This window comes from Streptomyces sp. NPDC031670 (assembly GCF_055580545.1).
Map to the genome: position 1 here is coordinate 413,088 of NZ_JBVILC010000003.1, position 13,893 is coordinate 426,980.

Consider the following 13,893-nt stretch of genomic DNA (forward strand, 5'->3'; position numbering starts at 1 on the left):
CAGGGGAAGTACGTTGCTGGAGACGGTGAACGGGACGGGCGCGCCCCGGAGCGGGGGACGGCACGCCGTCGTCGTCGGGGGGAGCCTGGCGGGGCTGCTCGCGGCCCATGTGCTCGCGGAGCACGCCGAGCGGGTCACGATCGTCGAGCGCGACCGGCTGCCCGAAGGGCCGGAGCCGCGCGGCGGGGTGCCGCAGAGCCGCCACACCCATGTGCTGATCGCGGGCGGCCAGGCAGCGTACGACGCGCTGCTGCCGGGCTTCTGCGAGGAGCTGATGGAGCTCGGCGCACCCCGCGTCGGAGCGCCCAGCGACATCGCGCAGTGGCAGGGAGGCCGCTGGTTCCGCCGTACCGAGGAGACCGCGTTCTTCATCTGCCCGACCCGGCCCCTGCTGGAGTGGCTGGTGCGCCGCCGGGTGCTGGCCAACCCCCGGATCGAGCTCGTCGAGGGCACCGAGACCGTGGGCCTGGTCGGTGACGCCTCGCGGGTGCGCGGGGTGCTGCTGCGCGAGCGGGGCGCGGCGGCCGTCGCCGTGGGCCGGGAGCCGCAGCCGCTCGCCGCGGACCTCGTCGTCGACGCCTCGGGGCGGGGCAGCCGGGCCGGCGACTGGCTGACCGCCATCGGCGCCGAACCGGCGGTCGAGGAGACCCTGGAGACCGGTCTCGCCTACGCCACCCGGGTCTACCGCACGGGCGAGGACAGCGGCGCGGAGCCCCACTTCATCGTGCCGAACCCCGGCCAGACGTACGGCGCGGTGGTGCTGCCCGCCGAGGGCGGCCGGTGGATGGTCACCCTCTCGGGGCTGCGCGGCGCCGAACCCCCGCTGGACGACCGGGGGTTCACCGACTTCTCCGAGCGGCTGCCGCACCCGATCACCCGCGAGTGGCTGGACGCGGCCAAGGCCGAGTCGCCCGCGCTCGCCTACCGCACCACCGCGAACGTCCGCCGCCGCTACGACCGTCCGGGCCGGCGCCCCGCCGGTTTCCTGGTCACGGGTGACGCCCAGTGCGTCTTCAACCCGATCTACGGGCAGGGCATGACGGTCGCCGCCCTCTGCGCCGTCGCCCTGCGGGACGCGCTGGCCGACCCCCGTCGTACGCCGACGACCCGGCGCGTACAGAAGGCGATGCTGGACGCCTCGCGGCAGGCCTGGGACATCTCGGCCGGGTCGGACAAGAACATGCCGACCGCGACGGGCAGCGCGGCGCGCGGCACCCTCGCCGACCGGGTCTCCGGGTGGTATCTGGGGCGCGTGGAGGCCCGAGCGCCCGGCGACCCCGCGGTCGGCCGGGTCTTCCGCGATGTGCTGTATCTGAGCGCGCCGGTGTCCGCGCTGTTCGCGCCCGCCATCGCGAAGGCGGTGCTGTTCGGCCCCGTACGGCCGGCCCCGCAGAAGCCGCCGCGCCGGCGCGAGGACCAGGACCCCCTCGGCAACCGCTGACCGGTCGCGGCCGGTCAGCTCGCCTCCGCCTCCCGCACCTCCTCGGCCGTACGGCCCAGGCCCTCCGCCGCGTCCGCGACCCGGCGCAGCAGATCGAGGAAGACGCCCTGCTCGGCGGGGTCCAGCGGGGCGAGGAAGACCTCGTTCATCCGGCCCGTGCGGACGGTGAGTTCGCGGTGCACCGCGCGGCCCTCCTCGGTGACGGCGAGCCGCGAGCGCCGGCCGTCGCGCGGGTCGCGCGTCTTGCGCAGCAGACCGCGCCGGGTGAGCCTGCTGACGACTTCGGCGATGGTCGACCGGTCCAGGCCCACGCGCTCGCCGACGGTCCGCTGGTCCAGCCCCGGTGCGGCGACCAGGGTGTTGAGGACGGCGAACTGGGGGGAGGTGGTCTGCTCGGAGACCATCGTGTTCCACAGCAGGTGGTGAACCTGCTGGAGCCGCCGGGCCAGATGCCCGGGGTGGCTGCTCAAGTCGACTGCGGACACGGCCGTGTTCCTCTCGTGCTGCCGCTCGTAGCGAGCGCTTTCGGTCAACCGCGTACGGTCAAGTGTTCAGCGCCCGCCGGGTGTTGACCCGTCCGAGTCGTCCCGTTAGCTTCGGGAGCGGTAGGTACTCAGTGCACTGACCAATCACTGACCCTACCGCTACGGGGAAGCGAAGGGCAGGGGGGAAGCAATGGCCGAGATCCGAGGGCTGCGCGAGGCGGTGGCCGACCTGATCCACGACGGTGACACGGTCGCCATGGAGGGCTTCACGCACCTCATTCCGTTCGCGGCGGCCCACGAGGTCATCCGGCAGGGCATCACCGATCTCACGCTGGTGCGGATGACCCCGGACGTGATCTACGACCAGCTCATCGGGGCGGGGCTGGCCAGGAAGCTGGTGTTCTCCTGGGGCGGCGACCCGGGGGTGGGCTCGCTGCACCGCTTCCGGGACGCGGTCGAGAACGGCTGGCCGCGGCCCTTGGAGCTGGACGAGCACAGCCACGCGGGGATGGCCAACCGCTATGCGGCGGGCGCCTCCCGGCTGCCGTTCGCGCTCCTCAACGGCTACCGGGGCAGCGATCTCGGACGCCGTACGACAACGCTGTCAACCATCGACTGCCCCTTCACCGGGCAGGAGCTTGCGGCGGTCGCCGCGGTCAACCCGGACGTCACCGTCATCCACGCCCAGCAGGCCGACCGGGAGGGCAACGTCCAGCTCTGGGGGCTCGCCGGGGTGCAGAAGGAGGCGGTCCTCGCGGCCGACCGGGTGCTCGTCACCGTCGAGGAGCTGGTCGAGGAGCTGGACCCGCGCCCGGGAGGCGTGGTGCTGCCCGGCTGGGTCGTCGACGCTGTCGCCTGGGTACCGGGCGGCGCCCATCCCTCGTACGCGGCGGGGTACTCGGAGCGGGACAACGACTACTACCGCGAGTGGGAGCGTGTCTCGCGCGACCGCGAAATGTTCCAGCAGTGGCTCAGGGAGTGTGTGACCGGATGAGCGACGGGCCGGGCCGGGGCGCCCCCGGGGGCGACGTGCCGATGGCGGTCGGCGCGGCACGGGCCCTGGCGGGCGCGCCGACGTGCTTCGCGGGCAGCGGACTGCCGTCCCCGGCCGCCGCCGCGCGATGCGGACACGCCGGTGACCGCGGTCTCGGGGTGCGCCCCGGCGTCACCGTCGGGCAGGTGCGGGCGGCGACGGGCGGGCGGCTGCGGGCCGCCGAGCGGGTGGGGGTGACACCACCGCCCAGCCGGACGGAGCTGAAGGAGCCGCACGCGCTCAAAACGGCCTGAAAGAGGTACGGATGACATCTCGTCAGCACCACGGCACGGCGCCCGACGGTCTCGATCAGCATGTCGTCGCCACCGGGGCCGCCGAGGTCCGGGCCGCCGTGCGGGACGCCGGCCACCCCCCGCGCGACTTCCCGCCGTACGTGGGCAGCCGGCTGCGCCACCCCCGCCGCCCGCCGCTGCCGGTGCGCGACCCGGACGCCGTCGAGCTGTACGGTCCGGTCTTCGGCGCCACCGACGTGGGCCCGCTCGACCACGACCTGACCGTGCACCACCGGGGCGAGCCGCTGGGCGAGCGCATCACGGTCAGCGGCCGGGTCGTGGACCGGCGGGGACGGCCCGTGGCGGGCCAGCTCACCGAGATCTGGCAGGCCAACGCGGCCGGGCGGTACGCCCATCAGCTCGACCGGCACCGCGCGCCCCTGGACCCCCACTTCACCGGCGTCGGCCGCTGCCTCACCGACGCGGACGGGCGGTACGCCTTCACCACCGTCAAACCGGGCGCCTACCCCTGGCAGAACCATGAGAACGCCTGGCGGCCCGCGCACATCCACTTCTCGCTCTTCGGGACCGCCTTCACCCAGCGGCTGATCACCCAGATGTACTTCCCCGGAGACCCGCTCCTCGACCTCGACCCGATCCTGCTCGCGGTCCCCGACGAGGCCGCGCGGGGCCGTCTGGTGGCGGCGTACGACCCGGAACTCTCCGTCCCCGACGAGTCGCTGGGCTACCGCTGGGACATCGTGCTCGACGGACCCTCGGCCACCACCCGCGAGGAGGAACGGTGAGGCCCCCCACCCCCTCCCAGACCATCGGCCCCTTCTACGGCCACGCCCTGCCCTTCCCGGGCGGCGCCGCGATCGCCCCGCCCGGCCACCCGGACACCCTCACGCTCCACGGCCACGTCTACGACGGCGAGGACGCGCCGGTCCCCGACGCCCTCCTGGAGTTCTGGCAGCCCGGCCCCGACGGCTCCCGTGCCGGGAGGCCCGGCTCGCTCGGCCGCAACGGCGTCGACTTCACCGGCTTCGGCCGGGTCCCCACGGACGCGGCGGGCCACTGGACCCTGCGCACCCTGGCGCCCGGCGGGGTCCCCTACCTCTGTGTCGCGGTCTTCGCCCGGGGCCTGCTCCACCACCTGTTCACCCGGGTGTATCTGACCGGGGCGCCGGACCCGCTGCTCGACTCCCTGGAGCCGGAGCTGCGCCGCACCCTGGTGGCGGTGCCCGACCCCGGGGCGGGCGGCCACCGCTTCGACATCCACCTCCAGGGCGCGAAGGAGACGGTGTTCCTTGAACTCCGCTGACCGGGGGGCCGCCGGTCTCCTCCACCACCGCTGCGAAGGCCCGGCGGCCGGGCCGGTGCTCCTGCTGGGGCCCGCCCTCGGCACGTCCACCGCCGTGTGGGACGGCGTCGCCCCCGGACTCGCCGCCACGCACCGGGTGGTCCGCTGGGACCTGCCCGGCCACGGCGGCTCGCCCGCCACCCCGGTCGGCGCCGGCGCCGGCGTCGGGGACTTCGCCCGGCTGGTGCTGCGCCTCGCCGACGCGCTGGGCGTCCGCGGCTTCTCGTACGCGGGGGTCTCGTTCGGCGGGGCCGTCGGGATGTGGATCGCCGCGCACCACCCGGACCGGGTGGACCGGCTCGCGGTGGTGTGCGCCTCGGCGGACTTCGGTGGCCGCGAACCCTGGCACGAGCGTGCCGCCGTCGTCCGCCGGGAGGGGATGGAGCCGGTCGCGGCGGGCGCCGCCGGGCGGTGGTTCACCTCCGGCTTCGAGGTACCCGGGCCCCTGGCCGATCTGCGCGCCACCGACCCGCGCGGCTACGCGGCGGCCTGCGACGCCCTGGCCGGGTTCGATCTGCGGACCGAGCTGAAGAAGATCGCGGCGCCGACGCTCGTCGTCGCCGGGCGGGCCGACCCGGTCACCCCGCCCGCGCACGCGCGGGAACTCGCCGACGCGGTGCCGGGCGCCTCGCTCGTCGAGATCGCGGGCGCCTCGCACCTGGCTCCGGTGGAGCGCCCCGAGGCCGTACTGGCCGCGCTGCGCGGCCACTTCGCGCCGCCCGCGCCCGGCGGCGCCGCGATCCGCCGCGAGGTCCTCGGGGACGCCCATGTCGACCGGGCCGAGGCCCGCACCGACGCCTTCACCACGCGCTTCCAGGACCTCGTCACCCGGTACGCCTGGGGCGAGGTCTGGGGCGACCCGACGCTGACCCGGCGCGAGCGCAGCCTGATCACGCTGACCGCGCTGGTGGCCCGCGGGCACTGGGACGAGCTCGCCCTGCATGTGCGGGCCGCGCGGCGCGGCGGCCTCACCCCCGACGAGATCGGCGCGGCCCTGCTCCAGAGCGCGGTCTACTGCGGGGTGCCCGCCGCCAACTCCGCCTTCGCCGTGGCCCAGCGGGTGCTGGCCGAGCCCGCGGCGCAGGCGGAGTGAGGGGCCGTCAGCCCCGGGGGACGTGCGGGGGACGGCCCCGGCCGCGGGTCAGCGCGTACCCGCCGACACCGGCGAGGGCCGCGAGGACCCCGCCGAGCGCCGTCCAGATCCAGCGGTCGGTCCACCAGCCGGACGACCAGCCGTCCTCCGGCTCGGTCTTCGGGCCGCCCGCGCCCAGCGGCGTGGACAGGCTGCCGTCCACGGCGTGCGAGCCGCCCGCCTTCACCGTGCGGGGCTTCATCTCCGCCCTGACGGGCAGACCCCGCTCGGAGGCGGGCAGCCCGACGGCGGTCAGCCGTACGTAGTAGCTGCCCGGCAGCGGGGCGTCGGCCCACGCGTCCGCCCAGGCCACCACCGGCCGCAGGGTGCAGGAGAGCGTCACTGCGGTGGCGTCGGGCGCCGCGGTTCGGGACTGCGCCCCGTACATGCACGGCTGGCGGCGGCGCAGCCCGTCGTACACGTCGATCCGCCACGTCGTCGCGGCCTGGCGGCCGGACGACGGCAGCGTCACCGTGGCGTCGACGGTGGGGCGCTGCCCCGCGTCGGCGGGGAAGACCCAGTACAGGTAGTCACCGGTGGAGGCGGTCGCGGTGGCCTGCTGACCCTGCTTGACCGGTGTCGCGGTACGGAAGGTGGTGCCCGCCTCGGTGGGCGCGCCGGTGGACTTGCCCGGGGCCGGCGACGGTGTGCCGGCCACCGCCGGGGCCGCGGGGGCGAGCAGGGCGGCGCCGGTGAGCAGCGCGGCCGTCAGCATCCTCGGGGTACGCATCAGTTGGTCCTCCAGACGGCGACGCGCCAGCGCGAGATCCAGCCCCACAGCAGACCGGCGACGAAGCCGGTGAGCACCAGGGCGCCCAGCAGCCACCAGCCGCGGCCGAGGCCGAAGGCGGCGACGTCGGACGGCCCGTCGGGGCCGTCGACGAGGTCCACGGCCAGTTCGACGGGCATGCCCGGCGTGGTCTTCACCGACGGGGGCGCCGAGAAGGAGTTGCTGACCTGGAGGCAGACGGTCTCGACGGTGTTCTTGTCGTCGTCGTCCTTGGCCTCGGGCCTGGGATAGCGCAGACCCGTCGAGATCAGGTCGGTGCGGCCGTCGCCCGCCTCGGAGCCGCGGACGATCTCCCGGCCGTGCCGGGTGACGGCCCGCAGCAGGACGCCGTAGTCGTTGTTGACGGCACGGTCGGCGCCGACGCTGACGGCGGCGCGCAGCTCCTGGCCGGGCTTGACGTCGACCTTGTACCAGCGGTGCTCGCCGAACGTCTCGCGGTCGGTGTACAGGCCGGGCTTGAGCTGCGGCGCGCTCGCGCAGCTCGCGGCGCCGCTGGTGGCCACCGGGACCACCACGGGATCGGCCGCGCGGTCCACCGACTGCTTGACGCGGTCCTTGAGCTCGTCCTTGTGCTTGACCGAGGTGTACGTACCGCCGGTGGCCTGCGCGATGCAGGTCAGCTGGTCGCGGGTCTTGGCGTCCGGGTTGAGGCCGAGGGTGTCGATGACCAGGTGGATGCCCTGGGCGGCGATGTCGCGCGCCACCTCGCACGGGTCGAGCGGGGCGCAGGTGTCCTCGCCGTCCGTGATGAGCACGATCCGGCGGGTCGCCTCACCGCCCTTGAGGTCCTGGGCCGCGCCCTGGAGCGCCGGGCCGATCGGCGTCCAGCCGGTGGGGGCGAGGGTGGCCACGGCGGTCTTCGCCTCGGTGCGGTCGAGCGGGCCGACCGGGTACAGCTGGCGGGTGTCCTTGCAGCCGACCTTGCGGTCGTTGCCGGGGTAGTTGGCGCCGAGTGTGCGTATGCCGAGCTCGACCTCCGGCGGGACCGAGTCCAGTACGTCGTTGAAGGCCTGCTTGGCGACGGAGATCCGGGACTGGCCGTCGATGTCACGGGCCCGCATGGACCCGCTGACGTCCAGCACCAACTCGACCTTGGGTGCGGCCTTCTGCGCGGTCGGCCCGTCGGCCGCGACCGCGTCGGCCGGGAGGATACCGGTGGCGAGGGTGGCGAGCAGCGCGCCCACCCCGGCCGCCAGCCGTTTTCTGGTGATCATCGCCGGATCCTATGGAAGATCGTATGCCCGCCCAAATCCAGCGGGGCGAAATCCGGCGCCTGGGTGCCCGGTCCGCCGCGGCGGACGGCGGGCGGTCCGTCAGGGATCGACGCGCTTGACGCTCTCCAGGAGCATGTCCAGCCACTCGGTGACCTTGTCCCGGTGCTTGTCCGTGGGGAGTTGGGCGGCGCGCCAGGCGATCCCGCGCACCCCGTGGTCCTGGAGCAGGCGCTCCAGCGGGTCCTGCCCGGCGGGGGCGAGTGCGTCGAGTTCGCGCTCCCGGTCGTGCTCGCGGGCGGCGAAGGCGTGCAGCAGCTCCTGTTCGGTGCGGAGCAGGGCGTCGGCGAGTGCCTCGCTGTCGTCGGCGGTGAGATAGCCGGCGTGGACCTTGAAGAAGCGCTGGATGGCGTCGCAGTGCTCCATGGTGGGGCGCCGGTCGCCATTGATGAGCGCGCCCGCCTGCTGCCGGGACATCCCGGCGCCGGCGGCGATCTCCTGCTGGGTGTAGGGGCGGCCGTTGGGTTTCAGCCGCGAGCGGCGCAGCGCCGCGAACCGCTGGAGGAACCTGGCCTGGACGTCCGGCTCCCCGGCCGCGCGGCCGTCGAGCAGCGCCTGGACGACCTCGGCCGGGACCCCCGAGGCGTCGGAGAGCTGGTGGACGTCGAAGACCTCCGCCTGGCTCATTCCGAGCTTGCGGGCCAGGTCGCCGACGCGGGCGGCGATGTCCCCCAGCGGGCCCGTGGCCGCCGGTCCCGGATCCGAGAAGCCGTCCGTCACCAGTCATTCTCCTAGATCACACGAGTTGCTCCACACAGCTCGGACACACAGTGAATATGTCGGGAGGCTACTTGGTCACGCCGGGGAGAACCAGAACTTGCCACAGCTGTGGCGTATTTGAGGCGTTCTCGGGCCGGAATGCCACGATGGTTGACATCCTCTTGCGGACGGGAGCAGGATCGCAGCACGGTGCGAAGATCGACCTCTGTGCCATGAGGCCACTGGGCCGGGAGGAAGCAGAGGACGGCAGGCGCACCGCGTGCCTGCAAGAGGAGTCGCGTTCTCGATGGCGAAAGAACCGTTGGTGAACAGGTCAACAGGCCCCGTGCCGAAGGAGGTACGGGACACCGCCGCCACCGCCACCGGCCAGTGGGACGCCGAGGCGCGCGCCTACGTCGACGACCACATCGCGATGATGGACGCGACGGATCTGCCGTCGTTCCTCGTCGACCGGGGCTGGAACGTCGTGCACGCCAACTCCGCGTACGACACGCTCTTCAGGGCGGTCGGCCCCCACCCCACCGCGATGCCGCGCGACAACTTCCTGCGCTTCGTCCTCTTCCACCCGCACGCGGGCTCCGTGCTCGCCCAGCACGAGACGGGCTGGTGCCTGCCCATGCTCGCGCAGCTCTCCAGCGCGCTGGAGGAGGACCCGCACGACCCCGGGCTGCGCGCCGTGCGCCGCGAGATCGCCGACGACCCGCTGATGAGCGCGGCCTACCAGCAGGGCCTGCCGCACTGGATGCGGATGGTCGGGGCGGCGGCCGTGGACCACGACGGCGCCCTGCGGGCGGTGCGCCACCCCGACCCCGGCTGGGACGCCGTGGAGTGCCGGGTCCTCGACGAGTCCTCCGGCACCCTGGGCGAGCTCGGGCTGCGCCGGGTCACCCTGGTCCTGCGCCGCGAGCCCGCGGCCCCCCGCGCGCACGAGCCCGGAACCGTGCCCGGGAACGTGGTGACCACCCGGCGCCGGGGCCATCTGAGCGTCGTCCGCGCGGACGCGGCACCCGCCGGAAGCTGACGGCCCGCCGCCGGGCCGACACGCGCGGCGACGACCGCCCGCGCGACGCCGGTGAAGCCGGGTGACCCCGGTGGCAGGGGGTGCGCCAGGGGCGCGTGAAGCTCGGCTGTTGGTCCGCTTAAGAAATCCTCGATGGACGTGGGCGGCTCCTGCTCGGCAGATTGGTGATCAGCCATGGAACCATGGCCCTTTCGCCCTCTTTGTACGCCCCGGGAGCCGCCCCCCATGAAGGCCCTTGTCAAGCAGCACGCCGAACCCGGACTGTGGCTCATGGACGTCCCGGAGCCGGAGACCGGCCCCGGCGATGTGCTGATCAAGGTGCTGCGCACCGGCATCTGCGGCACCGACCTGCACATCCGCTCCTGGGACGGCTGGGCGCAGGGCGCGGTCAGCACCCCCCTGGTCCTCGGCCACGAGTTCGTCGGCGAGGTCGCCTCGGTCGGCGCGGACGTCCGGGACATCGCCGTGGGCGACCTGGTCAGCGGCGAGGGCCACCTGGTCTGCGGCAAGTGCCGCAACTGCCTGGCGGGCCGCCGCCACCTGTGCCGCTCCACCATCGGCCTGGGCGTGGGCCGTGACGGCGCCTTCGCGGAGTACGTGGCGCTGCCCGCCGCCAACGTGTGGGTGCACCGCACCCCGGTCGACCTCGACGTCGCCGCGATCTTCGACCCGTTCGGCAACGCCGTGCACACCGCGCTCTCCTTCCCGCTGGTCGGCGAGGACGTCCTGATCACCGGCGCGGGCCCGATCGGCATCATGGCCGCGGCCGTCGCCAGGCACGCGGGCGCCCGCAACGTGGTGATCACCGATGTCAGCCCCGAGCGCCTGGAGCTGGCCCGCAAGGCGGGCGCCACGCTCGCGGTGAACGTGGCGGAGTCCTCCATCGCGGACGCGCAGCGCCGGCTCGGACTGCGCGAGGGCTTCGACATCGGCCTGGAGATGTCCGGCCGCGCCGAGGCCATGCGCGACATGATCGACAACATGACGCACGGCGGCCGGATCGCGATGCTCGGACTGCCCGCGCAGGAGTTCGCCGTCGACTGGTCGAAGATCGTCACCTCGATGATCACGGTCAAGGGCATCTACGGCCGCGAGATGTTCGAGACGTGGTACGCGATGACGGTGCTGCTCGAAGGCGGCCTCGACCTCTCGCCGGTGATCACCGGCAGCTACGCGTACCAGGACTTCGACGCGGCCTTCGACGAGGCCGCCACCGCCCGCAGCGGCAAGATCATCCTCGACTGGACCGCCTGAGTCCCCTCGTCAGCCACTCGGCATCTAGGAGCCCGAAGCATGTACGCGTCCGTCCGCGACGACCTCCAGAACACCCTCGACGAGATCCGCGAAGCCGGTCTCTTCAAGCCCGAGCGGGTGATCTCCACCCCGCAGAACGCCTCGGTCGCCGTCCCCACCGGTGAGGTCCTGAACTTCTGCGCCAACAACTACCTGGGTCTCGCCGACCACCCCGAGGTGGTCGCCGCCGCCAAGGAGGCGCTCGACCGCTGGGGCTACGGCATGGCCTCGGTCCGCTTCATCTGCGGCACCCAGGACGTCCACAAGGAGCTGGAGGCGCGTCTGTCGGCGTTCCTCGGCCAGGAGGACACGATCCTCTACTCGTCCTGCTTCGACGCCAACGGCGGTGTCTTCGAGACCCTCCTCGGCCCCGAGGACGCGGTGATCTCCGACGCCCTCAACCACGCCTCGATCATCGACGGCATCCGGCTGTCCAAGGCCGCCCGGTACCGGTACGCCAACCGTGACATGGCCGAGCTGGAGGCGCGGCTCAAGGAGGCGTCGGGCGCGCGCCGCCGCCTCGTCGTCACCGACGGTGTCTTCTCCATGGACGGCTATGTCGCCCCGCTCCAGGAGATCTGCGACCTCGCCGACCGCTACGACGCGATGGTCATGGTCGACGACAGCCACGCGGTGGGCTTCGTCGGCCCCGGCGGCCGGGGCACGCCCGAGCTGCACGGCGTGATGGACCGGGTCGACATCATCACCGGCACCCTCGGCAAGGCCCTCGGCGGCGCCTCCGGCGGCTATGTCGCGGCCCGCGCCGAGATCGTCGCCCTGCTGCGCCAGCGCTCGCGTCCGTACCTCTTCTCGAACTCGCTGGCCCCGGTGATCGCCGCCGCCTCGCTCAAGGTCCTCGACCTGCTGGAGTCGGCGGGCGACCTGCGCGACCGGCTCGCCGCCAACACCGCGCTCTTCCGGACCGCGATGACGGAGGCGGGCTTCGAGATCCTGCCCGGCGACCACGCCATCGCGCCCGTCATGATCGGCGACGCGGCCGAGGCCGCCCGGATGGCCGAGCTGCTCCTGGAGCGCGGCGTCTACGTGATCGGCTTCTCCTACCCGGTGGTCCCGATGGGCCAGGCCCGGATCCGGGTCCAGCTCTCGGCCGCGCACTCCACGGCGGACGTGGAGCGGGCGGTGGCGGCGTTCGTCGACGCGCGGGCGACAATGGCGGGGTGATCGACCCGCGCCGGCTCCGCATCCTGCGCGCCGCGGCGGACCACCGTACGGTGACCGCCGCAGCCGCAGCGCTCTATCTGACCCCCTCGGCCGTCTCCCAGCAGCTCGCCGCACTGGAGCAGGAGACCGGCCACACCCTGCTGACCCGCAGCGGCAAGGGCGTACGGCTCACCGCGGCCGGCGAGATCCTGCTGGAACACGCCAACGCGGTCCTCGCGCAGCTGGAGCGGGCGGAGGCGGAGCTGGCGGCGTACGCGGGCGGCGCGGCCGGTGACGTGACCGTGGCGGCGTTCGCCACGGGCATCGCGGAGGTGCTGGCCCCGGCGCTGGCCCGGCTGCGCGGGACGCACCCCGCCATCCGGGTCCGGGTGCGCGACGCCGAGGGCGACGCGTCGCTGCCGATGGTCCTGGACGGCGAGGCGGACCTGGCGCTGGCGGTCGAGTACCGGGGCGCGCCCCGTGAGGACGACCGGCGGCTGGTCCGGGTCGCGCTCTACGCGGAGCCCTTCGACGCGGTGCTGCCCGCCGGGCACCCGCTGGCGCAGGCCCCGGAGGTACGTCTGTCGGCCCTGTCCGAGGACGACTGGATCGGCCCGTACCCCGGCAACCCCTGCCACGACGTGGTCTTCCTCGCCTGTGAGCTGGCCGGTTTCGAGCCGCGCCTGATCCACTCCTCGGACGACTTCCGGGCCGTGGTGGCGCTGGCCGACGCGGGGGCGGGCGTGGCGCTGGTGCCGCGCTCGGCGCTGCGCGGCATGGAGCGGAAGGACACCGTGGTGCGGCCCGTGGCGGGCCCCGCCGCCACCCGCCGCGTCTTCGCGGCCGTACGCAGCGGCGCCGAGCACCACCCGTTGATCAGCCCGGTCCTGGACGCCCTGGCGCGGGCGGCGGAAGGTCTGACGACGGGCTGAGCCCGGCGGCGGGGAGCTCGGGTCCGCGGGGGCGGGGCACGACGTCCCACCCGGGGTCGGCGCGAAGGGCGGTCGAAGAGGCTAGGTCCATGCCGGTGCCGTTCCAGTCAGCTGGCATACCACCAGGTAGAGCGGGATGGGGGGCGTATAAGGGCTGCTGCCCTCGGGCCGGTGGATCAATCGTCGTCCCGGGTTCGGCGGAACCTTCGCGTCCGGGGCGTAGCGGGCCGGGTGCGGCCAGGTCAGCTCGTGGTCCGAGCCCGATGGGACGATCCACCACCAGCAGTCCGCGTCCGCGAAGACGCACCCCGAGCGGGGCAGCCGCGCCAGGACCCGGAAGCCGTAGGAGGCGGGCACCGCGACCGCGTCGCAGCCCGCGGACGCCGGGAGCGACGGCGGCAGCACCAGTGTGCTGCCGCCGGTCGCTCCGGCGCCCCCTCGCGAGCCGGGCCCCCGAGGCCCCCCAGCCTCATCCCGGCCGCCTCTGGACAGAAGTGTGCGTGTGCTCATCGGCATGTACGGGCCGCCCCGAGCCGGGCCCAGACGATCCGGCCGGTGCCGTGCGGCACCTCGTGGCAGCCCCAGGCGACGCTGAGCGCGTCGACGAGCAGCAGCCCCCGGCCGCGCTCCGCGCCGTCCTCCGCGTCGCACAGCGTGGGCCCGCCCGCGCCGTACCCCTGGTCCCGGACGGCGACCGTCAAGTGACCGGTGGCGAAGGAGAGTTCGCAGGACACGAGGGTGCCCGCGGTGTGGACGACGGCGTTGGTGACGAGCTCGGAGACCACCAGGGCCGCCGCGTCGCCGACCTCCTCGCCGAGACCCCACCGGAGCGTGATCTCGGCCGTGTGGCGGCGGGCCGCGGCGGCGGATTCGGGCCGGGCCGTCAGATCGAAGGCGTACCGGCGGACGTCGGGAACGGACAGGGTGGAGGCCGCGCCTATGAGCTGCGGGACGAGCGCATTACCAGGGGCCACGACCGGGTCCTCACAGTGGGGTGGCGGCGTCGCTCGCGACAGCC

At 74.1% G+C, this 13,893-nt stretch carries 16 protein-coding genes; 10 read left to right on the forward strand and 6 right to left on the reverse strand.

All coding sequences use genetic code 11. The annotated features are described in order from the left end of the window. Positions 1 to 13: 13 nt before the first annotated feature. Entirely contained in the window at positions 14 to 1,441 is a 1,428-nt protein-coding gene (locus ACZ5ID_RS08975; RefSeq protein WP_468894877.1) for an FAD-dependent oxidoreductase, read from the forward strand. 14 nt (positions 1,442 to 1,455) lie between these two features. Here the strand turns inward: ACZ5ID_RS08975 and ACZ5ID_RS08980 are convergent, their stop codons facing one another. Then, positions 1,456 to 1,926 carry a MarR family winged helix-turn-helix transcriptional regulator gene (locus tag ACZ5ID_RS08980; protein ID WP_468894879.1) on the reverse strand — a complete coding sequence of 157 codons (471 nt, stop codon included), beginning with the start codon at positions 1,924 to 1,926 and terminating at the stop codon, positions 1,456 to 1,458. 190 nt (positions 1,927 to 2,116) lie between these two features. Between ACZ5ID_RS08980 and ACZ5ID_RS08985 the strand changes: the two genes are divergently transcribed. The 5 genes from ACZ5ID_RS08985 to pcaDC are packed head-to-tail and all read left to right on the forward strand — an operon-like array spanning position 2,117 to position 5,648. Then, positions 2,117 to 2,920 carry a CoA transferase subunit A gene (locus tag ACZ5ID_RS08985; RefSeq protein WP_468894881.1) on the forward strand — a complete coding sequence of 268 codons (804 nt, stop codon included), beginning with the start codon at positions 2,117 to 2,119 and terminating at the stop codon, positions 2,918 to 2,920. Then, on the forward strand, positions 2,917 to 3,213 hold the full coding sequence (locus ACZ5ID_RS08990; protein ID WP_468894883.1) for a hypothetical protein: 297 nt from the start codon (positions 2,917 to 2,919) through the stop codon (positions 3,211 to 3,213). The genes ACZ5ID_RS08985 and ACZ5ID_RS08990 overlap by 4 nt, the downstream gene beginning before the upstream one ends. A gap of 11 nt (positions 3,214 to 3,224) precedes the next feature. After that, a complete protein-coding gene (pcaH, locus tag ACZ5ID_RS08995; protein ID WP_468894885.1) occupies positions 3,225 to 3,998 on the forward strand; it encodes a protocatechuate 3,4-dioxygenase subunit beta in 774 nt (257 codons plus the stop codon). Continuing rightward, a complete protein-coding gene (gene pcaG / locus ACZ5ID_RS09000) occupies positions 3,995 to 4,516 on the forward strand; it encodes a protocatechuate 3,4-dioxygenase subunit alpha (protein ID WP_468894887.1) in 522 nt (173 codons plus the stop codon). Before pcaH ends, pcaG begins: the two co-directional genes overlap by 4 nt. Beyond that, positions 4,503 to 5,648: a bifunctional 3-oxoadipate enol-lactonase/4-carboxymuconolactone decarboxylase PcaDC gene (pcaDC, locus tag ACZ5ID_RS09005; protein WP_468894889.1), complete on the forward strand. Its 1,146-nt coding sequence runs from the start codon at positions 4,503 to 4,505 to the stop codon at positions 5,646 to 5,648. Before pcaG ends, pcaDC begins: the two co-directional genes overlap by 14 nt. Positions 5,649 to 5,655: 7 nt before the next feature. Here pcaDC and ACZ5ID_RS09010 read toward each other — a convergent pair whose 3' ends face one another. The 3 genes from ACZ5ID_RS09010 to ACZ5ID_RS09020 all read right to left on the reverse strand — a co-directional run bounded on the left by ACZ5ID_RS09010 (position 5,656) and on the right by ACZ5ID_RS09020 (position 8,468). After that, positions 5,656 to 6,417, reverse strand: coding sequence for a hypothetical protein (locus tag ACZ5ID_RS09010; protein ID WP_468894891.1), 762 nt, complete (start codon positions 6,415 to 6,417; stop codon positions 5,656 to 5,658). Continuing rightward, positions 6,417 to 7,691, reverse strand: a complete 1,275-nt coding sequence (locus ACZ5ID_RS09015) for a VWA domain-containing protein (RefSeq protein WP_468894893.1) — start codon at positions 7,689 to 7,691, stop codon at positions 6,417 to 6,419. Before ACZ5ID_RS09015 ends, ACZ5ID_RS09010 begins: the two co-directional genes overlap by 1 nt. A gap of 99 nt (positions 7,692 to 7,790) precedes the next feature. Next, the gene (locus tag ACZ5ID_RS09020) at positions 7,791 to 8,468 is read right to left on the reverse strand and encodes a helix-turn-helix domain-containing protein (protein WP_468894895.1); all 678 of its coding nucleotides are present in this window, start codon (positions 8,466 to 8,468) and stop codon (positions 7,791 to 7,793) included. A gap of 304 nt (positions 8,469 to 8,772) precedes the next feature. Between ACZ5ID_RS09020 and ACZ5ID_RS09025 the strand changes: the two genes are divergently transcribed. The 4 genes from ACZ5ID_RS09025 to ACZ5ID_RS09040 all read left to right on the forward strand — a co-directional run bounded on the left by ACZ5ID_RS09025 (position 8,773) and on the right by ACZ5ID_RS09040 (position 12,875). Next, positions 8,773 to 9,489 (forward strand): MmyB family transcriptional regulator, encoded by a 717-nt coding sequence (locus ACZ5ID_RS09025; RefSeq protein ID WP_468894897.1) that lies wholly within the window; start codon positions 8,773 to 8,775, stop codon positions 9,487 to 9,489. Positions 9,490 to 9,714: 225 nt separating this feature from the next. After that, complete coding sequence (gene tdh / locus ACZ5ID_RS09030) at positions 9,715 to 10,743, forward strand: L-threonine 3-dehydrogenase (protein WP_468894899.1); 1,029 nt, start codon at positions 9,715 to 9,717, stop codon at positions 10,741 to 10,743. A gap of 39 nt (positions 10,744 to 10,782) precedes the next feature. Next, the gene (locus ACZ5ID_RS09035; RefSeq protein WP_468894901.1) at positions 10,783 to 11,964 is read left to right on the forward strand and encodes a glycine C-acetyltransferase; all 1,182 of its coding nucleotides are present in this window, start codon (positions 10,783 to 10,785) and stop codon (positions 11,962 to 11,964) included. Next, positions 11,961 to 12,875 (forward strand): LysR family transcriptional regulator, encoded by a 915-nt coding sequence (locus tag ACZ5ID_RS09040; RefSeq protein ID WP_468894903.1) that lies wholly within the window; start codon positions 11,961 to 11,963, stop codon positions 12,873 to 12,875. Before ACZ5ID_RS09035 ends, ACZ5ID_RS09040 begins: the two co-directional genes overlap by 4 nt. An 81-nt stretch (positions 12,876 to 12,956) precedes the next feature. Here ACZ5ID_RS09040 and ACZ5ID_RS09045 read toward each other — a convergent pair whose 3' ends face one another. Both ACZ5ID_RS09045 and ACZ5ID_RS09050 read right to left on the reverse strand, forming a co-directional pair. Beyond that, positions 12,957 to 13,385: a hypothetical protein gene (locus ACZ5ID_RS09045; RefSeq protein ID WP_468894905.1), complete on the reverse strand. Its 429-nt coding sequence runs from the start codon at positions 13,383 to 13,385 to the stop codon at positions 12,957 to 12,959. Next, on the reverse strand, positions 13,382 to 13,849 hold the full coding sequence (locus ACZ5ID_RS09050) for an ATP-binding protein (protein WP_468894907.1): 468 nt from the start codon (positions 13,847 to 13,849) through the stop codon (positions 13,382 to 13,384). The genes ACZ5ID_RS09045 and ACZ5ID_RS09050 overlap by 4 nt, the downstream gene beginning before the upstream one ends. Positions 13,850 to 13,893 lie beyond the last annotated feature (44 nt).